The sequence below is a fragment of the Erwinia sp. S43 genome (assembly GCF_016624745.1).
Classification (GTDB): domain Bacteria; phylum Pseudomonadota; class Gammaproteobacteria; order Enterobacterales; family Enterobacteriaceae; genus Erwinia; species Erwinia coffeiphila.
In genome coordinates this window covers 117,210-135,909 of the sequence record NZ_JACVTX010000005.1, presented here as the reverse complement: position 1 = coordinate 135,909, position 18,700 = coordinate 117,210, and the positions used below count along the sequence as shown (strand labels likewise).

Annotated in this window: 14 protein-coding genes and 1 tRNA gene; 7 read left to right on the top strand and 8 right to left on the bottom strand. The window is 55.8% G+C overall.

Annotated elements, in window-relative coordinates:
- The first annotated feature begins 55 nt into the window (after window positions 1–55).
- Both IBT47_RS08730 and IBT47_RS08725 read left to right on the top strand, forming a co-directional pair.
- Window positions 56–2,224 (top strand): hypothetical protein, encoded by a 2,169-nt coding sequence (locus IBT47_RS08730; RefSeq protein ID WP_370569868.1) that lies wholly within the window; start codon window positions 56–58, stop codon window positions 2,222–2,224.
- 236 nt (window positions 2,225–2,460) lie between these two features.
- Window positions 2,461–3,135, top strand: coding sequence for a DUF3142 domain-containing protein (locus IBT47_RS08725; protein WP_370569872.1), 675 nt, complete (start codon window positions 2,461–2,463; stop codon window positions 3,133–3,135).
- On the opposite strand, the gene IBT47_RS08720 is transcribed toward IBT47_RS08725, so the two are convergent.
- The 5 genes from IBT47_RS08720 to IBT47_RS08700 are packed head-to-tail and all read right to left on the bottom strand — an operon-like array spanning window position 3,113 to window position 9,801.
- On the bottom strand, window positions 3,113–4,765 hold the full coding sequence (locus IBT47_RS08720) for an ABC transporter ATP-binding protein (RefSeq protein WP_200560132.1): 1,653 nt from the start codon (window positions 4,763–4,765) through the stop codon (window positions 3,113–3,115). The two genes, IBT47_RS08725 and IBT47_RS08720, sit on opposite strands and share 23 nt — an antisense overlap.
- Window positions 4,752–6,278 (bottom strand): Sapep family Mn(2+)-dependent dipeptidase, encoded by a 1,527-nt coding sequence (locus IBT47_RS08715; protein ID WP_200560131.1) that lies wholly within the window; start codon window positions 6,276–6,278, stop codon window positions 4,752–4,754. Before IBT47_RS08715 ends, IBT47_RS08720 begins: the two co-directional genes overlap by 14 nt.
- 26 nt (window positions 6,279–6,304) lie before the next feature.
- Window positions 6,305–7,192, bottom strand: coding sequence for an ABC transporter permease (locus IBT47_RS08710; protein ID WP_200560130.1), 888 nt, complete (start codon window positions 7,190–7,192; stop codon window positions 6,305–6,307).
- The gene (locus IBT47_RS08705) at window positions 7,189–8,154 is read right to left on the bottom strand and encodes an ABC transporter permease (protein ID WP_200560129.1); all 966 of its coding nucleotides are present in this window, start codon (window positions 8,152–8,154) and stop codon (window positions 7,189–7,191) included. The genes IBT47_RS08710 and IBT47_RS08705 overlap by 4 nt, the downstream gene beginning before the upstream one ends.
- Before the next feature lie 60 nt (window positions 8,155–8,214).
- Window positions 8,215–9,801, bottom strand: coding sequence for an ABC transporter substrate-binding protein (locus IBT47_RS08700; protein ID WP_200560128.1), 1,587 nt, complete (start codon window positions 9,799–9,801; stop codon window positions 8,215–8,217).
- Between the two features lie 668 nt (window positions 9,802–10,469).
- On the opposite strand from IBT47_RS08700, the gene IBT47_RS08695 reads away from it, so the two are divergent.
- Window positions 10,470–11,219: a LuxR family transcriptional regulator gene (locus IBT47_RS08695; RefSeq protein ID WP_200560127.1), complete on the top strand. Its 750-nt coding sequence runs from the start codon at window positions 10,470–10,472 to the stop codon at window positions 11,217–11,219.
- On the opposite strand, the gene IBT47_RS08690 is transcribed toward IBT47_RS08695, so the two are convergent.
- Window positions 11,191–11,823 carry an acyl-homoserine-lactone synthase gene (locus tag IBT47_RS08690; protein ID WP_200560126.1) on the bottom strand — a complete coding sequence of 211 codons (633 nt, stop codon included), beginning with the start codon at window positions 11,821–11,823 and terminating at the stop codon, window positions 11,191–11,193. The two genes, IBT47_RS08695 and IBT47_RS08690, sit on opposite strands and share 29 nt — an antisense overlap.
- A gap of 408 nt (window positions 11,824–12,231) precedes the next feature.
- On the opposite strand from IBT47_RS08690, the gene IBT47_RS08685 reads away from it, so the two are divergent.
- The 3 genes from IBT47_RS08685 to IBT47_RS08675 all read left to right on the top strand — a co-directional run bounded on the left by IBT47_RS08685 (window position 12,232) and on the right by IBT47_RS08675 (window position 14,650).
- A complete protein-coding gene (locus IBT47_RS08685) occupies window positions 12,232–12,858 on the top strand; it encodes a helix-turn-helix domain-containing protein (RefSeq protein ID WP_200560125.1) in 627 nt (208 codons plus the stop codon).
- A 168-nt stretch (window positions 12,859–13,026) separates the two neighbouring features.
- Complete coding sequence (locus IBT47_RS08680; RefSeq protein WP_200560124.1) at window positions 13,027–13,638, top strand: TetR/AcrR family transcriptional regulator; 612 nt, start codon at window positions 13,027–13,029, stop codon at window positions 13,636–13,638.
- Between the two features lie 82 nt (window positions 13,639–13,720).
- A complete protein-coding gene (locus tag IBT47_RS08675; RefSeq protein ID WP_200560123.1) occupies window positions 13,721–14,650 on the top strand; it encodes an alpha/beta fold hydrolase in 930 nt (309 codons plus the stop codon).
- Window positions 14,651–14,777: 127 nt separating this feature from the next.
- On the opposite strand, the gene IBT47_RS08670 is transcribed toward IBT47_RS08675, so the two are convergent.
- Window positions 14,778–14,853 (bottom strand) — tRNA-Phe (locus tag IBT47_RS08670).
- A 686-nt stretch (window positions 14,854–15,539) separates the two neighbouring features.
- Between IBT47_RS08670 and IBT47_RS08665 the strand changes: the two genes are divergently transcribed.
- The gene (locus IBT47_RS08665) at window positions 15,540–17,690 is read left to right on the top strand and encodes an ornithine decarboxylase (protein ID WP_200560122.1); all 2,151 of its coding nucleotides are present in this window, start codon (window positions 15,540–15,542) and stop codon (window positions 17,688–17,690) included.
- Window positions 17,691–17,750: 60 nt separating this feature from the next.
- On the opposite strand, the gene IBT47_RS08660 is transcribed toward IBT47_RS08665, so the two are convergent.
- Window positions 17,751–18,359, bottom strand: coding sequence for a TetR/AcrR family transcriptional regulator (locus IBT47_RS08660; RefSeq protein WP_200560121.1), 609 nt, complete (start codon window positions 18,357–18,359; stop codon window positions 17,751–17,753).
- Between the last annotated feature and the right edge of the window lie 341 nt (window positions 18,360–18,700).

The window sequence follows — 18,700 nt, the reverse complement described above, 5'->3', positions numbered from 1 at the left end:
ATAGGTACTACTCTTCAGGATGATAATGCGTGATTTCGCAGGAAAGGAGCCGATAGTGAAACATAACAACGTGTTGGGATGGATGCTGGCAGCAGGCAGCGTGGGGTTGTTCAGCCAGTGGGCGCAGGCTTCGTCGGATATGGGGAGCTGCCCCTGGAGTGCTAAAGGGTGCCTGATAAGCAGCCCGCCGGTGCTCGATATTGGTAACGATACCCGCGATAACCTGCTGCGGCTGCTGGGTGAGAAAAAGGCCTTCCCGCTGCCGGTACTGCCGGAATCCATCGATGTTGTTCACAGTCGTAACTACTATTTTGCACCGCATTTGTCGGAATGGTACGACCATATGCAGGATGAGGCGACACCGGATGCCTCGGTCGCCGAGCTGCCGCTGGCGATGCAGGCGAGGCAGATAGGCGTTGATGATGCGCTGCTGGACGGCTTCCGCCAGCAGAACGATGGCCTGGAAGATCGCCGCGTGTCCAACACGCTCGAATCCGTCGAACAGTTTTACCGCGCGCTGCTGGCGGAAACCTCGCTGACCCCGGAACAGCGCCAGTCGCTGGCTCTGGCGCGGCTCAAGGTCAACGGCAGCGCTGAAGCGCAGGCTGCTATTGCGGCGTTGAACTACCCGGAAAACACCGTGGCCGGGCAGTTTCAGCACTATCTGCTGGCGGCAAACCAGTTCTATGCCGGTGACTATGCGGCGGCGGCCACCGCCTTTACCGCGCTGAGTGCAGGTCAGCAGCCGTGGCTGGCTGAAACGGCCGCCTATATGCTGATGCGTACAGGATTAAACCGCAGTAGCGCTAACGCCAGCGGCATGTACGGTGATTTTGATGTGAAAAACATTGATAAAGCCGCCGCCACGGAGGCGCTTAATCAGGCGCAGGCCTATCTGCAAAAATGGCCGGATGGCCTGTATGCCGAATCGGCACGCGGCATGCTGCGCCGCATTAACTGGTATCTTGAGGGCTGGGACTCGCTGGCGCAGGAATCCGAGCAGGCGCTGAAGCAGGCGGGCAGCGTGGAATCGCTCATTTCACTGATAGCCGAGGTCGACGATAAGCTGCTCAGTAAGGATCTGACCCGCAACGAGGCGTATTTCCTCAATGCGCCGGACGCCCCGCTACTGACCTTTACCCAGACGCTGCGCCTGATGCGCAGCACGGAATGCGACGGCAAAGCACCCTGTGTGGATCGGGCGTATCTTGAGCAGATCAAACCGATTTTCGACAGGGGCCAGCAGCTGCCGCTGTGGCAGTACCTGACGCTGCTGCTGGCAGAGCAGAAGCAGGATTACGCCACGGTGCTCGACGCCATTAAACCGGTGGAATCCCTGCCCGAGCATGACATTCTGGCCTTCAGTCAGCAGGTGCTGTACGGCGACGTGCTGATGGATCAGAAAAACTGGGATGCCGCGCGCCAGCACTGGCTGCATCTGCTCACGATAGCCAAAGATAAAGAGCAGCAGCAGATGCTACAGGCGATGCTGGCGGCGACGCTGGTCAACAGCGGGCAGACCGGACAAATCTTTGCCGCCGACAGCCCGGTGACCAACCTGCGCTACCGCTCGCTGGTATTGAAGAAGCTGGCGACCCCCGACCTGCTGCGTCAGCAGGTAAAAGAGGGGAGCAGCAGCGAAGAGAAGACCATCGCACTGCACACCCTGCTGGTAAAAGACCTGATTGCCGGGCGCTACGGCGACTGGCTACAGGATAAGGCGCTGGGCAGCCATATCACCCAGCCGCTGGTGGACAACAGTTTTTCCGACGTCGATCTGACGGTATTTAACTGGACGGGCGAAAAAGCCGAACCGGGCTATCGCTGTGCCTCGCTGGAGCAGACGGTCAGCACGCTGAACGCCCGTTCCGACGACCCCCACGCGCTGAACTGCCTCGGCGAGTTTTTCCGCACCACGCAGGCGAAGGTGGACAGCTGGCCGGAACAGGATGGGACGCTGGCGTTGGGAGCCGCAGTGGGTGAGGGCAGTGGCGGCGCACCCAATCGTCAGGCGTACTATACGCAGGTGATCCAGAATCCGCGTGCCGAGCCGGAAGATAAAAGCTTTGCGCTTTACCGTGCGGTGATGTGCTATGCGCCGTCGGGCTACAACGACTGCGGCGGGCAGGATGCTGAACCGGCGGCGCGTAAAGCCTGGTTTAACCGTCTGAAAGCGGACTATCGGGGCGGGCCATGGGCGCAGCGGCTCAAATACTACTGGTAATGATGCTGTGCAGTCTGGTGGCTGTCGGCAGTGTCAGTTCCAGCGCGAGCGATCGTGCTGATGGCAGGGGGGAAAATCCGGGTGCCGTTGCCGGTGTTGATGCTAACGTCAGTGCCAATGAGCGTGTCGGTGTCAGAGGTGAAAATCCCGGTGCCTTTGCGAATGATAATGCTGATGTCAGTAGTGCTGATGCCAGTGCTGATGAAAACGTCGCTGCCAGCGCCAACTCGCCGACTATCGCCGTTTTATCAGCGCCTGGCCATCGTGTTCGCGCCGCCGACCACCGAGCCTTCTGGCTGTGGTCGGGCGTCGGCAGCTCGGCAGAAATGCGTGAAGCAGAGGTGGTCTATCTGCATCAGGGGGAAGTGAATCTGCATCGCGGCAGCCCGGTATTTGAACGCGTGGGCCTGCCGGTCAGCAGGCTTAGCTTCCCCCGTATCTGGCTAACCGTGCGCTTAACCACGCTGGAGATGCCGGACGATATCTCAGCAAGAATCATCGGCCTGATGACGCGCTGGAGCCAGAGTGGTAATCACGTTGTCGGCCTGCAAATCGACTTCGATGCGGCAACCCGAAAGCTGGATGATTACGCACAGTTCCTGACCGCGCTGCGGCAAAAGCTGCCGCGAGAGTATGCCCTGGGGGTGACCGGGCTGCTTGACTGGGCCAGTACCGGGGACATCGCCACGCTGAACCGCCTGCCGGTGGATGAGCTGGTGGTGCAGACCTATCAGGGGCGGCACAGTGTGCAGGGCTATGCCAGCTATTTGCCCGCACTGCAAAAGTTACATATTCCGTTTCGTGTCGGGCTGGTTCAGAACGGCGAATGGGAACCGCGCTATGAGCGTGAGCTTTCCACCTCACGCTGGTATCGCGGAACCGTGGTGTTTATGCTGCGTCCAGGGCGTTAGTACGAAGCCGTCGCTTATCCTGCTGATAGCGCGGATCGGCCAGAGGGATACTGTCGATTAGCGTACGCGTGTAGTCACTCTCCGGCCGCGTGAAGATGCGTTCCACGCTGCCCCGTTCGGCCACCTGGCCGTTTTTCAGTACCACAATTGACCGGCACAGGCTGCGTACCACCGCCAGGTCATGACTGATAAACAGACAGCCAAACTGATATTCCTGCTGCAGATTGCGCAGCAGGGTCAGAATCGCCTGCTGAATAGAAACATCCAGCGCCGAAGTGGGTTCATCGGCAATCAGCAACTGTGGCCGAAGCGCAATGGCTCGCGCAATCGCAATACGCTGGCACTGGCCGCCGGAAAGCTCATACGGATATCTGTCCCGCCAGGCGGCAGGCAAACCGACCAGGTCGATCAGCGTGCTGACCCGTTTATCGAGCGCGGCGCGATCCAGCGAGGTGTGGGTTATCAGCGGCTCGGCAATCGACTGGCTGATGCTCATCTTCGGATTGAGAGAGCTTGCGGGGTTCTGGAAGATCGCCCCAATTTTGGCCCGGCTGGCCTTTGTGGTGCGGTGCTTTGCATCGTAAAGCGGCTCTCCCGCCAGGCAGATGGTGCCGCCGTCCGGTTTGATCATGCCCAGCAGGCTGCGCCCGATGGTCGTTTTCCCCGACCCGGATTCACCCAGCAGGCCAAGAAACTCCCCCTTGCCGATAGCAAAAGAGACATCGTTAACCACCGGATGCCGTCTGCCCAGCGTGGACGCGTAGCTAATGTGCAAATGCTCAACCTGCAACAGCGGCTCGGGTGGCGATGTGGCTGCGTGATGTTCTCCCGTCGCAGAAGGCACGGCGGCAAGCAGCTGTTGGGTATAGGCATGAGCGGGCGCGGAGAACAGTGGCTCAACCGCGTTCTGTTCCACGACTCTACCATGGCGCATAACCAGCACGCGGTGGGCGATATCCGCCACCACGCCCATATCATGGGTGATCAGCAGCACCGCCATCTGATACTGCTGGTTCAGGCGAAACAGCAGATCGAGGATCTCCTGCTGGGTGGTGACATCCAGCGCGGTAGTTGGCTCATCGGCAATCAGGATTTTCGGCCTTCCGGCCAGCGCAACGGCAATCATGATGCGCTGTATCTGGCCGCCGGAGAACTGATGCGGGTAGCTGCGCAGGCGTTTTTCCGCCTGGGGGATACCGGTCAGCGTCAGCAGCTCAACCGCCCGGGAGCGGCGCTGCGCGGCGGAAAGCTGTGGTTCATACAGTGCAATCGCTTCATCCATCTGTCGGCCGATGGAGAAAACCGGGTCCAGCGATGCGGAAGGGTCCTGGAAAATCATGGCAATTTCCCGGCCGCGCAGCGCCGCCAGCGAGCGGCGGTCCAGATTCAGCAGGTCGCGATTCTTGTAAAGGATCTGTCCTGCCAGGCGCGCATTCCCCGGCAGCAGGCCTGGGATGGCCTGCGCAATGGCGGATTTACCCGCGCCGGATTCACCGATCACCGCCAGAATCTCACCGGCGGCCAGGCTAAACGATACGCCGTCCACCGCCTTCACCTCACCCTGATGGCCCGGATAAATGACCGACAGCTGATTAACGGCTAACAGCGGTACAGAGTTAGTGGACGCCATCAATCAGTCCCTGCTCCAGCCAGCTGTCCAGGCGGGGTATCGCTACCGCGTACACCTTAAACGCGCGCTTGAGGTTTTCAATCACCACGAACTCATCCGGGCCGTGGGGAGAACCGTGACCGGCCGGAATAAACGCCGGTTTGGTACGCACCGACTCGCCCTGGAACAGTTCGCCTTCAATGCGGCGGAAGCCCGGCCCAAAGGTGATCGAGTTCGGCAGGTAGCGTGCGTGGGTGCCGCCGCCCATGGAGTAAGGCTCGGTAATCACCTCGGCGATGGTGTCGTAGGTTTGCTGCAGGCGCTTCACCAGCTCGCTCTCTTTATCGACGTGGATCGGCGACGCATCGCTGGTAATGCTCAGGGTGCCGTTCAGCGGGGCAATGGCCTTGCGCAGGGTTGCCAGCAGTGCGTCTTTGTCGGTCGCCAGCGGATAGCGGATATCCAGATGCAGATTCAGGCCGTTGTGATGTGGGGTAAGCAGGCCGCCGTTGAGCGTAAGTTTACCGGTTGGCCCATCTTCGGCGACGAAACCGGCGCTGATGCCCCAGGGATCGGCCAGCAGCTGGCTGATAATTCGTGCAGCGGTCAGATCGTCCCCCTCCAGCAGGTTTGCGGCAAGCAACGCATCCAGCAGCAGCGGGATTGCGTTGCGGGTATTTTCCGGGAACGCGGCGTGGCCGGACTGTCCGCGCGCCGTCAGCTGGACGTTCTGCTCAACGGCAGCAATCGCCAGCACCTGACGTTGCTCCTCCGGCAGGGCGGCAATCGCCTGCTCCAGCCGCGCCGCCTCGCTGGCGGGCAGCGTCAGCGTTGCCGTAGCGGGAACGGCATTCTCCGCCACGCCCGCGTTTACGCCTGTAAGCACCGATCCCACCGGAATATGCAACACCAGATTCAGCCCGCCTTTCTGCGCGTGGTTCACCGGGAACGCGCCGTCGGTAATGATCGAAAAACGCGGAACCGGTCCGTGCTCGGCGAAGTATTTAATGTCGGCCATGCCGATCTCTTCCGCTCCGCCGTAAACGATGCGCAGCTTGTGATGCAGCGGCACGCCGAGATCGCGGAAGGCGCGCAGCAGATAGAGATCCAGCAGCGCCGGGCCTTTGTTGTCTGACGATCCACGGCCAATGACAAAACCGTCTTTCTCAAACGGTTTAAACGGCTCGAAGGTCCAGTTATCCCCCGGCGGCACAACGTCGAGATGGGAAATCAGCCCCAGCTCCGGCACGCTATCCCGCGTATCGGCCAGTACCGAAATGGCGTAGCCGTCGTGTTGTTCAGTGGTGAAGCCGTAACTCTGAGCCTTGCGGATAACGTGCTGGAAGACGTTTTCTACTTCCTGTCCAAAGGGTTTACCCGGTGCGGCGAGCTTCTCATCCCCGACGCTGGGAAAGGCGACCAGCTCCAGCAGATCCTGCACGAACTCCGCACGATGTTGATCGAACCAGTGTTCCAGTTTCTCGCTCAGCGCCAGCTCGTCCTGGCTCAGATGGTGATAGTTTTCAGTCGCCATTACACACTCCTGTTTGGGGGATCGGTTTAATTTAAGATGTCTTTTACCGGCACCGCCGGTCGTGGATTCAGTACGCGGGAAAGCCCTTCGCCGATGAAGTTGATCGCCAGTACCATCAACACAATCGTCAGGCCGGGTGGCACCCACAGCCACCATTCGTAGTCGATAACCCGAATGCTCTGCGCTGCCGCCAGCATATTTCCCCAGGAGGGCTGCGGCTGCTTAACGCCGAGGCCGATAAAGCTCAGCGCGGCTTCCGCCAGAATCGCATTCGCCACGGCGAGGGTGAGGTTGATAATCAGTGGGGCACAGGCGTTACGCAGCAGATGGCGGAATACAACCGTGACGCCGCTGACGCCGATCGATTTCGCCGCAAAGACGTAGCCACTTTCGCGCAGCGAGAGGAATTCTGCACGTACCAGGCGGGCAATGCCGGTCCAGTGCAGGATGCCGATAATAAAAATCACGTTCCACGAGCTGGCACCCATAATCGCCGCGAGGGTGATGGCCAGAGCGTAAAACGGGAAACACATAATGATATCGATCAGGCGCATGATCAGCGTATCCACCACGCCGCCTTTATATCCGGCCAGACTGCCCAGGGTAATGCCGATTGCACCCTGAAAAATGACCGCCGCCAGCGCCACAAATAGCGATACTCTGCCGCCGTAAAGCAGGCGGGACAGCACATCACGGCCGATTTCATCGGTGCCAAGCAGGTGCCCGTCTCCCGGTGGTGCTTCGATTGCCATCAGGTCGATATCGTCCGGGTGGAAGGCGACCAGCCACGGCGCACTGAGCGAAGCCAGAGTCAGCAGCAGCAAAATCACCAGTCCGGTGAGGAAATAACGATCGCGCAGCAGGGGATGGCCTGCGCGACCAGCGGTAAGGTTGAGGGTATCGGGTGTCGTCATTGGCTGAGCCTGATGCGCGGATCGACCAGCGCATAGAGAATATCGACCAGGAAATTGGTCACCAGAGTAATCACCGCCAGAAACAGCACGATGCCCATCAACAGCGAGTAGTCGCGTGCCTGGATCGCATCAAAACTCAGGCGGCCGATACCGGGCCAGTTAAAGATGATTTCCGTCAGCAGTGTGGCCGACAGCAGCGAAGGGATTTCCATGCCGACTACGGTAATCAGCGGCCTGGCGGCGTTTTTAACCAGATGGGGGAAAATCACCCGCGAGCGGCTTACCCCACGTGCAAACAGCGCCTTCACAAAGTTTTGATTGATTAACTCACTGATGCCCGAACGCAGATAGCGGCTGAATATCCCGATATTGGCAACGGCCAGCGCCATTGCAGGCAGGAACAAATGGCTGAGCACGTCCAGCAGATGCTTTACGCCGCTGTAGTTGCTGCCCAGCGTGGTGGCCCCCGATACCGGGAACCACTTCAGATTCATGGCAAAAACCTTAACCAGCAGAATGGCGATAAAAAACACCGGAACGGACACAACAACAAAGTAGATCAGTGAAATGGCCGTATCCACCTTTCCACCACGGTGTAGTCCAAGGTAAATACCCAGTGGAAAAGCAATCAGCAGGGTTAAAAATAACGAACTGACCGCCAGTAACACCGTATTCACTATCCGTTCCTGAATCAGCATCAGGACCGGCGCACCGCTCTGCGTTGAGTAACCAAAATCACCCACAAAGGCGTGCGATGCCCAGCGCAGGTACTGAATCCAGATCGGATCGAGATAGCCGGCCTGACGCAGCAGCTCCTGCTTCTGTTCCGGAGTAGTTTCCGGCGCGATCATACCGACGAACGGATCGCCTGGCTGAAGCTTAATAAGGAAGAACACCACCACCGAAATTCCGATCAGCACGGGAATGAGGATCAACAGTCGGTGTAATACGTAGCGCAGCATAGCGATTCCTGATTAACGATGATGCCGTGGCTTGGAGTGCCACGGCTGCGGCGGGCGTTATTACTGATTAACCGTCCACTGCGTGACGTCGGCAAACGGCTCGTAGGGATAGGCGCTGTAGTGGCTGACCCGCTTGCTGAGCGCGTAACCCTGATTCGGGATATAAAGCCACACGTGCGGCACCTGCTGATTGACCTCTTTCAGCCAGTCGCCGATGCTGGTTTTCAGCTTTTCGGCATCCACGGTGGTATTAAACTGCTCTGCGAGGGCATCCAGCTTCGGCGTGGAGAAACGTTCCCACCAGAAGTTGTTTTCATACAGCCCCGGCCTGAAGGTGCCGCCCATCAGCACGCCGTCGTAAACTTTGTTTTTATCCTGCAGGATGGCCAGCGTGGCATTGAAGTCCGCTACGTTCAGCACCACGTTAATGCCGATCTTTTTCAGGTTCTGCTGAATAATTGGCGCGGTTAATTCGCGGGTGCGGTTGCCGGTCGGATAATTCAGGGTGAAGGTCAGATTCTGGCCATTTTTATCCACGATGCCATCACCGTTAGTATCGCTCCAGCCTGCTTCTTTTAATAATTCCTGCGCTTTTTTCGGATCGTAAGAATAGGTGTTGAGGTCCTTCGGGTAATACTGGCTCTGCGGGTGATCTTTGGTATTAAATACCAGCCCGTGACCGAAAAGTAATTTATCCACAATCAGCTGGCGATCGATGCCGTAAGCCAGCGCCTGGCGCACGCGCGGGTCGCTGAGATTAGGGTTTCGCGTATCCAGACTTAAATATTGTGCTGTGACGCCAGGCTGTTCAACAATACGGATGCCTGCTTTCTGATAAGTTTCTACATCACGTTTGTTCCATGATGACAGCTCGGCAATATCGACATCGCCGTTAATTAATTCGTTCTGTACCGTCTGGGCATTGGAGACTTTAAAAATAAAGGTTTTAATCTTTGGTGCACCGCCAAAGTACGCCTCGTTACGCTCAAGTTTGACGTACTGATCGGAGACGAATTCAACGAATTTATACGGCCCTGTGCCGACCGGATTACGCAGCAGCGAGGTGGCGGTATTCCACTCTTTTACCGGAATAGCATTCCAGATGTGCTTTGCCAGCACCGGGCGATCGGCGAAGTGGGCAAAGGCCGCGGCGTACGGCGCGGTGAAGGAGAAGCTGACCGTTTGCGGATCAATGACCTTTATTCCGGAGAGATCGGCACTTTTACCGCTATGGTAATCCTCATAGCCGACCAGGTGCTTAACGAAGTCAGGCTGGTCGCGTGGGAAGTCTGGTGCCGCCTCTGAGCCATAGGTAAAGGCGACATCCTCGGCGGTAAACGGTTTGCCGTCGTGCCATTTCACGCCCTGACGCAGGTGCAGCGTCAGCGTTTTTCCGTCGTCAGAATAATCATAGCGCTCGGCCAGTGACGGCTGTGGATTTTGATTTTTATCCAGGGTAAACAGGCGGCCAAAGACGTTAAAAATGACCGCGCGATCGTAATCGGTGAAATAAAGCGTCGGGTTAAAGGTTCCGTTCGGATTACTCCAGATGGCATAGCGAATCACGCTATTGTCGCTGGCGGCTGAGGCACCGAATGCGCTTATTCCGACGGCGGCAATAAATATGGCTTTTGATAATGCTTTCATGAAAACCCCGGGTAGTGTTATTTGTTATTTTTACTAAAGTAAAACATCCCATCAATGGGAGTGAAATTCGGATGGTTATTTAACATCGCCTGAGTTTGATTGATTTATTTTTCAGATGCTGAATATTCAAACTCCTGAATAAGATACATAAAACGAGGTGCTGTAATTAAAGCTAACAGAAGGGCAGGGATGCAGGCAAATGCGGAAATAGGCTTAAAATATCTGATTATTGGATTAGCGAATGATGGGGAAAAGAAGGTGACGCCGTTGTTTTTTGCGAAATGAATGCGATCAAAATTTATCCATTTTTGTCCGCTGATGCTCCTGTAAACATCGAGTGGGCGCAGCCATTACCGGCCTGTTACTCGCATGGGGTATTGAAGATGACGGGCAATCTGATGGTGGTTTGATTGGGCTTTTAAGCGGTGATAGCATGGGATTCCCGGCCAGCGATGACTTTATACTGATGTCTCGTCTGACCGGAATTTTTTCCTGGTGTTGGCTGTTTTAGCGACCTGACCCAATAGGTCAGGTTTTTTAATGCTTTAACAACGGGGATGAGTGTAACCTTTAGGGGTTTATTTGTAATTGGTTCTTAAGTATTGTGATGCCTATACTAAAGTGCAGGTGCTGCTCTAACGTTGTGTCAGAATTCACATGGAGCTTGAATGTTTTCTTTCTTCGATGAAAACCAAACAGTAACGGATACTCTTCAGGCATACATACAGAGAAAACTTTTCCCTTATGGCAATCCTGCGTATGCATTCACCGTTGTCAGTAAGAAGAATCCTTCAGATGTTCTAATTATTTCCAGTTATCCCGATGAGTGGGTGAGTCTCTATCGCTCCAATAATTTCCAGCTCACCGATCCGGTAATCCTTAATGCCTTTAAACGAACCTCACCTTTTGCCTGGGACGAAAACATCACGCTGATGTCGGACCTTCGGTTTACTAAAATCTTCTCGCTTTCGAAGCAGTACAACATTCTTAACGGCTTCACTTTCGTTCTGCACGACCATATGAATAACCTTGCACTGCTGTCGCTGATCATTGACGGTAACGATCAGGGCGCGCTGGAGCAGCGGCTGTCCACCGGACAGGGCGAGCTACAGATGCTGCTGATTGATTTTAATGAGCAGATGTACCGTCTGGCGGGCTTAAATGCTGAGAGGACTCAGGTAAAGCGTGAGGGGGCAGATCGGGCGATGTTTACGCTGCGGGAGAACGAAGTGCTTTACTGGTCCAGTATGGGAAAAACGTATGCAGAAATCGCCGCTATCACCGGCATTTCGGTCAGTACGGTAAAGTTTCATATCAAAAATGTGGTGGCCAAGCTTGGGGTCAGTAACGCCCGGCAGGCTATCCGGCTGGGCGTTGAATTGGATCTGATCAGACCGGCAGCTTCAGCGGCCAGATAGCCAGAGATTGTTCCTCGCAGGCCGCGCGGCTAAGAAACTTTTTCGACAACATTGCTCTGTCCTTGTCTTCTGCGGGCAGCGTCAGCAGATAAATTCGCTCCTTTTCGCTGAGATAAGCTTCTTTAAGCACGGTGATATTCCATCCTGAACGCCGCAGAACCGTCAGCATCGGGCGGCTTACGATGGTGTAAATCCTGGCATAATCATGACGCTGTGCCCAATTAACCATCGCCAAAAACAGCGCCTGGCTCACCGGGTAGTGTTCCCCCAGCAGCTGGCGTGCACGGGCCTTATCGACAAAAAATCGGCTGGATTCTGTACCGTACTCAGGGAGCGCGACAGTATTAAAGCTGGCATTAAAGGTGTGCGTAATCATATTCGGGCGTTTGAGGGCAATAAAGCGTACGCTGCACACCAGCTGACCTTGATAAACGCCGAGGATATAGCGGGTTCCCGGTTCGTCAAACTCGTCTGACTCCATTCCCTGGCTGCACACAACGTCCCACCCGAGGCGATCGCTGAAGGTTGTTTTCCTCAGTTTATACAGCTCTTCAGAGCGAGTGGTTTTCAACTCTTCATAACTAACGTCAAACAGTTCAAGCATTCCTTATCCCCTAAAAAATCCGCAGCTCTTCTTGCCGCTTCCAAGAGGATTCTACAAATTTTTTAACGTTCCGTTCAGTGTAAAAACAATTTATGGCGTAAAAGTGATTTTATGCTAGCGAAGCAGGCTGTTTAGTTCACTGCGCATGCTCTATCAGCAAAAACCTTAAATTTCAGACGTTGATCCGCGGATTTCAGGCATAACCTGTGGTTTATTCCTGCATGGCGGAGGGGTGAAATATCCATTCTGTAAAAGAAATATACAGGCGTTATAACGAAAAAAATTAACGTTTTTCATGGTCCAAACCCCATTTGCTGCGGGTTTGCCCGCCCGCCAGGCTTCCGCTTGTATCCCGGTGTTGGTAAAGTGAACAACCGATGCTGAAACGTAGCCAAAAGGGAATTCAGAGTGGCCGGAAGAATAGATTATCAGATTGAAAAATACAGCTTTACCGAGCTTAACGAGCCGCAACATCTTACCCGGCAGTGGGCTGAAGTCACTGAACAATGCCGTGAGGTACACGCCGGGGTTGAGGAACGACTGCGGCTGGCCCTGCAAAACGTGGACTACGTTACCAGCTTCGAACTGCCGTTCCGGCTGCTGCTGATTCGTGCACCGCAGCTGATCGCCAGCGTGCGCGAAACGCTTCCCGTCCGGCAGAAAAACGTCATTTTCAACGGTAAACGATTCGGCTGTGTTTACAGTCTCAAAACCGATCTGAGCGCGATCCCTGACGCATTTCAGTACCGTTTATCAACCCGCATCCGGCGAGAAGATGCCACAGGTAATTCGGCGGCACCCTTTCAGCAGATAGCCAAAGACACCAAAGCACCGCGCGATCGTCTGAGAACCGCGCTGGAAAGCGGGCTACAGGTGACGGTGCTTGATGGCATGTTCTGGTTCGGCATTCAGCGGATGGCGGCGGATATCCAGCGGCTGAGAAAGAGCGGAATGAGAATTGCGACGGCGGAAACCGAGATCTTTGACAGCCTGACCGGTACGCTGCGGCGGGTGCCGGTGTATCGGGCGGTCTGAAACTCAATGATATTGTGAGTTAATCTTTAGCCCGTCGGAGATAATCGGACATCACCAGTCCGATCGGTGCGTCTGCTCCAGAGTATATCTTGCAGTCTTCCACGCTTTAGCAATATAGCTATGGAAATTTATCCTTTATTAGGGAATGATTGTTTCCTATGATGCGCTATGCAAAAAAAATCCCGAACCCTCACTGCTGGCCGTCCGCGCGAGTTCAACACCGACCTCGCGCTGGAGAGTGCCATCCATCATTTCAGCGTCCATGGCTATCATGGCAGCTCAATCAGCGACCTGAACGCGGCGCTGGGGTTGACCACGGGCAGTATTTATAAAGCCTGGGGCGACAAGCACGGGCTGCTGATCGCCGCCCTGGAACGCTACATCGAGCTGCGCTCGGCGGCGGTCGGACAGTTACTCAGCGTTGCGCCTAATGGCCTGGCAAAGCTTGAGGCGCTGCTTGGGCATTATGCCGATATCAGCAGTGGAAATTCCGGTGAGGTCGGCTGCCTGGTGGTGGAAACGGCCATGGAGCTGTCGGCAAGCGATGAGGTCATTGCCGCACGGCTGGCCCGCCAGGAAGCCAGCCGCCGGGCCCAGTTTACGGCGCTATTGCAGGAGGCGGAACGCGACGGCTCGCTGCCAAAACAGGATGATATCGCCAGCTGCGCCGATCTACTGATTGCCATGACCCAGGGAATGCGCGTGCTGGGTAAATCCGGCAGTTCGCGTGAGAGAATGCAGGCGATTGCCGATAAGGCGATTTCGCTGCTCCAGCACTAGCCCAATTCGTTAAACCCCGATGACCGCATCGGGGTTTATTTTGACCTAATTAGGAAATGAACATTTCCATTTGGAGGAAAACATGCAGGAACAGGACAAACCCCGCCACGTTGGCCAGGAATTTTTCAACCGCAGCAACTTCTGGCAGACGTTCCGCCACGGCCATATCCGCGTTGGCGAAATCAAAATGCACTATGTTGAGGGCGGTGAAGGTGAGCCGATACTGCTGATCCCGGGATGGCCGCAGAGCTGGTATACGTGGCGCTACGTGATGGACGATCTGGTAAAGGCCGGGCGGCGAGTAATTGCGCTGGACCCGCGCGGCATGGGGGACAGCGATGCGCCGCTGGACGGTTACGATCTGACCACGACGGCGGCGGATATCCACGGTTTCGTGACCGCGATGAAGCTGACCGAACGGGGGCCAATCGACGTTGCCGGTCACGATGTTGGCGCGTGGATCGGCTACGCGTATGCTGCCGACTGGCCGCAGGACATTCGTAAAATCGCACTGCTCGATGCGCTGATCCCGGGCCTGTCGGTGCCGCGCAGCGATCTTCCCTCCGAGGAGATTGCCCTGCGGAACTGGCACTTCGCCTTTAACCGCCTGCACGATCTGCCCGAGATACTGATATCCGGCAGGGAAGAAGCGTTCCTGACGTGGTTTTTCCGCGCCAAATCGCAAAATACGTCGGCCATCGCCGCAGAAGATATCGCCTTTTACGCCCGTCAGATGGCGGTGCCGGGAATTCTGCGCGCCGCAGGCTGCTACTACCGCGCGGCCTATGGTGCCGAAGGGCTGGCGGCCAATCGTCAGCGCGCTGAAACTCAACTGGCGATGCCGGTCAGGGTATTTGGCGCAGAGCGCAGCGTGGGTGCCACCATGTTGGAAGCGCTGAAGCCGCTGGGTAACGATGTCACAGGTGTGGTTGTTGAGGGGGCAGGGCACTATCTGCCTGAAGAGACGGGGCCGAGGATTGCGCGGGAGCTGGAGGCGTTTTTTAGGGGTTGATGATTAGGGAGCAGATTAAGTCTTAAGGCACAGCGCAAAGCAGAATGATGAAATTGACGTTCATTACAGCCCAAATCCACCAAACCCCAAAAAGCAAAAACCCGCCGTTAGGCGGGTTCTTTAAATGTGGTGCCCGAACCCGGAATCGAACCAGGGACACGGGGATTTTCAATCCCCTGCTCTACCGACTGAGCTATTCGGGCAACGGGGCGCATTAAACCGTAACCGGCCTGTGGCGTCAATGGCTTTATGTTGGAAATCAGACTGATTGCACTCTTTTTCATCAAAGGTGGCAAAATATCACCTTTAAGGACATTAAATGCCCAGCGGGGAAGGGCGCTTTTTATTCTGCTGACCGGGCGTCCAATCCTTACTTAGCGCATGGCTATTTTTCAGCCGATGCCTTTTCCCCTGGCAATCTCGTCTCTTTTGTCGATCGCGCCAGCTATTTATGACTGAATGTTTCCTCACTTTTTATGCATAATTAACTGCCCGGAGCGGGTTGTACCTGCCTTTAAAAGATGCCATTATTGCGCAAATTTTGCGTTAGCCGCATCCATTCTACTTTGAGGTCGCCGCCATGAAAGGTTCACTGCTGCATATCAGCACTGTTACCCGTCATCTGATGATGCCGTGCGCCTGCCGATCTCCGCTTTGTCACACCTTGTCGATAAAATCTCTCACCATGCGGTGAGGTTTTCATACGCTTTACTTTTAGCCATCAGTAAAAACAGGTGCGATCTGATTTTACTGATGTCTGGCGGTCGAAGCGGATACCCATTCTGCTGACAGCTCTCTGACACCTTTCGCCGGGAATGCCGTGCTCTGCTCGCGTTCCTATTGTGTGCCTCTGGCACCCACTCATCCTTGCCGCCTGAGGATTTGTGTTATGACACCATTAAAAATTGCAGCCAGTACTACCGTTGCCATCCACCTCCAGACCGGGCGCGAAGTCGTTACGCTGGAGAAAACCGACTTTACCGATGTGGCGGCCGTGGTCGTCTCCGTTGCTGACTCGCGAAGCGGTATGCTGGCGCTGCTGCGCCACACCGGCTTTAACCTGCCGGTGTTTATCGCGCTGGATTATCCGGAGCAGGCCCAGGAACAGGAACTGCCGGAAGTAACCGGTATTCTGAACGGTGCCGCCGACGATGCTATCCGCCTGGAAGCCGCTGCCGCGGAGTATCAGAGCGGGCTGCTGCCGCCGTTCTTTAATACGCTGACCAAGTACGTGGCGATGGACAACAGTACCTTCGCCTGTCCAGGCCATCAGGGCGGTGCGTTCTTTAAAAAGCACCCGGCGGGGCGGCAGTTCTTCGACTTCTTCGGTGAAAACGTCTTCCGTGCCGATATGTGCAATGCCGACGTGAAGCTCGGCGATTTGCTGATCCACGAAGGTTCGGCCAAGCACGCGCAGAAGTTTGCCGCGAAGGTGTTTAACGCCGACAAAACCTACTTTGTGCTGAACGGCACCTCCAGCGCCAACAAAGTGGTGACCAACGCGCTGCTGACGCGCGGCGATCTGGTGCTGTTCGATCGCAATAACCATAAGTCGAACCACCACGGCGCGCTGATCCAGGCCGGGGCCACGCCGGTGTATCTGGAAACGGCGCGTAATCCGTTCGGCTTTATTGGCGGTATTGATGCGCACTGCTTTGATGAGACCTATATCCGCAATCAGATCCGTCAGGTAGCGCCAGACTGCGCGCAGCAGGAACGTCCGTTCCGCCTGGCGGTGATCCAGCTGGGCACCTACGACGGCACGGTTTACAACGCCCGTAAGGTGATCGACAGCATCGGGCACCTGTGCGACTACATCCTGTTTGACTCTGCGTGGGTCGGCTACGAGCAGTTTATTCCGGTGATGGAGGCCTGTTCGCCGCTGCTGCTCGATCTGAAGCCGGAAGATCCGGGGATCTTCGTCACCCAGTCGGTGCATAAACAGCAGGCCGGGTTCTCGCAAACTTCGCAGATCCACAAAAAAGATAACCACATTCGCGGCCAGCAGCGTTTTTGCAGCCACAAGCGGCTGAACAATGCCTTTATGCTGCATGCCTCAACCAGCCCGTTTTATCCGCTGTTTGCCGCGCTGGACGTCAACGCCAAAATGCATCAGGGCGAGGCGGGCCGCCGCCTGTGGCACGAGTGCGTTACGCTGGGGATTGATACCCGCAAGGCGATCCTCGCACGCTGCGAAATGATCCGCCCGTTTATCCCGGATGACGTGGACGGCAAGCCGTGGCAGGATGCGCCAACCGAAACCATCGCCCGCGACCCGCGCTATTTCAGCTTTGCGCCGGGGGCAGACTGGCACGGTTTTGCCGGCTATGAGAAAGATCAGTATCTGATCGATCCCTGCAAGCTGCTGCTGACCACGCCGGGTATTGACGCCGCCAGCGGCCAGTACGCGTCGTTCGGCATTCCGGCGACGATTCTTGCCAACTATCTGCGGGAAAACGGCGTGGTGCCGGAGAAGTGCGATCTGAATTCAATCCTGTTCCTGCTGACTCCGGCGGAAAGCGTGGAGAAGATGGCGCACCTGGTGGCCAAGCTGGCGCAGTTTGAACAGCACGTGAAGGAAGATGCGCTGCTGAGCGACGTGCTGCCGACCATCTACCGTAAAAACGTCAAGCGCTACGCCGGTTATACCCTGCGTCGTCTGTGCTTTGAAATGCACCAGCTTTACGTCAGCTACGGGGTGAAGGATTTGCAGAAGGCGATGTTCCGCCAGCAGAGCCTGCCGAAAGTGGTGATGAATCCGCAGGATGCCAATATCGAATTTATCCGTGGCAACGTTGAGCTGGTGCCGATTGCTCAGGCGGAAGGGCGTATTGCCGCCGAGGGCGCGCTACCTTATCCACCGGGCGTGCTGTGCGTGGTGCCAGGCGAAGTGTGGGGCGGCGCGGTGCAGAGCTACTTCCTGGCGCTGGAAGAGGGGCTTAACCTGCTGCCGGGCTTCTCGCCGGAGCTACAGGGCGTGTATGCCGAGGCCGATGAAAACGGGATTAAGCACCTGTATGGCTATGTAATCACCGAGTAAATGTTGACGACAGCCAGCCAGTATAAATGATTATCCTGGCCAGCTGGCTGGCTGGCTGGCTCAGACTACCTGCGCATCTTCCCGCGCCTGGCGCACAATCGCTTTAGCAATCCATTTACCAATATCCTCCAGCTCGTCATTATGGCAGCCCCAGATATCCTTCATTACCACGAAAATCTCTGAGCCATAAACCAGCGACAGCGAGCGAATAACCCGATCCATCAGCTCCGGCGGGAGTTCATCGTTTAGCGGTTTCACCACCTGAGCCAGAATCGCTTTGCGGTTGCCGCGCACCAGCTTCTCCTTAACCGGAAAGGTGTCGGTAGCCTGTTCCTGCGCCCACTGGGTTAGCGACAGGTGAAGCGCAGCGCGGAGTGTACCCTCGTGTTGCAGCATGCGGGGGAAGGCGAAACTGAACAGCTCATCAATGCGCCCGGTGGCATCCTGTCGGGTCGGCTGCCAGTTTTTAATCGGGCCAAGCGTCTCGGAAACAATCGCCGACACCAGCGCACTCTGAGTAGGGAAATAGCGGTAGGCGGTTGCCCGCGAAAGCTGCGCCTCATGGGCGACTTCGGTAATAGAAGGGAATGCACCGCTATCAAATAATCGCATAGCGGTTTCAATCAGTAAGCGACGCGTTCTTGCGCGTGTAGATGTTAGTCCTAACATCCCGGCGGAATCCCTTTGCTCCACAGTAACCTCATCTCTTGGTATAAACCTGCCTAATATTGGACCGGGCGGCAAACCGTACCGTGAACCGGCGTAAACAGTCTGAGGAGCGTGCCATTCCTCACGATCGTTATGGATTATCAATACATTATGAGTATCTCAGTTTCATTCGATTGATTTAACAATATTTTAAGACCCGATGAAAGTGTCAATCAGGCCATCTTTATCTGTTTATTGCTATTTAAGTTTTTTAATTCAGTTTAATCAATTCGTTATTAATCTAAATGGCGTCTTCTAAAAATGAAAATGAGAAAATGGCGCACGAAAAATACATTTAATTC

What these genes read in the sequence shown, in the direction of transcription:
- IBT47_RS08720 (WP_200560132.1), bottom strand. Translation starts at nt 4,765, where the DNA reads ATGGCGTCCACTAACTCTGTACCGCTGTTAGCCGTTAATCAGCTGTCG.
- IBT47_RS08715 (WP_200560131.1), bottom strand. Translation starts at nt 6,278, where the DNA reads ATGGCGACTGAAAACTATCACCATCTGAGCCAGGACGAGCTGGCGCTG.
- IBT47_RS08710 (WP_200560130.1), bottom strand. Translation starts at nt 7,192, where the DNA reads ATGACGACACCCGATACCCTCAACCTTACCGCTGGTCGCGCAGGCCAT.
- IBT47_RS08705 (WP_200560129.1), bottom strand. Translation starts at nt 8,154, where the DNA reads ATGCTGCGCTACGTATTACACCGACTGTTGATCCTCATTCCCGTGCTG.
- IBT47_RS08700 (WP_200560128.1), bottom strand. Translation starts at nt 9,801, where the DNA reads ATGAAAGCATTATCAAAAGCCATATTTATTGCCGCCGTCGGAATAAGC.
- IBT47_RS08695 (WP_200560127.1), top strand. Translation starts at nt 10,470, where the DNA reads ATGTTTTCTTTCTTCGATGAAAACCAAACAGTAACGGATACTCTTCAG.
- IBT47_RS08690 (WP_200560126.1), bottom strand. Translation starts at nt 11,823, where the DNA reads ATGCTTGAACTGTTTGACGTTAGTTATGAAGAGTTGAAAACCACTCGC.
- IBT47_RS08680 (WP_200560124.1), top strand. Translation starts at nt 13,027, where the DNA reads ATGCAAAAAAAATCCCGAACCCTCACTGCTGGCCGTCCGCGCGAGTTC.
- IBT47_RS08675 (WP_200560123.1), top strand. Translation starts at nt 13,721, where the DNA reads ATGCAGGAACAGGACAAACCCCGCCACGTTGGCCAGGAATTTTTCAAC.
- IBT47_RS08665 (WP_200560122.1), top strand. Translation starts at nt 15,540, where the DNA reads ATGACACCATTAAAAATTGCAGCCAGTACTACCGTTGCCATCCACCTC.
- IBT47_RS08660 (WP_200560121.1), bottom strand. Translation starts at nt 18,359, where the DNA reads ATGTTAGGACTAACATCTACACGCGCAAGAACGCGTCGCTTACTGATT.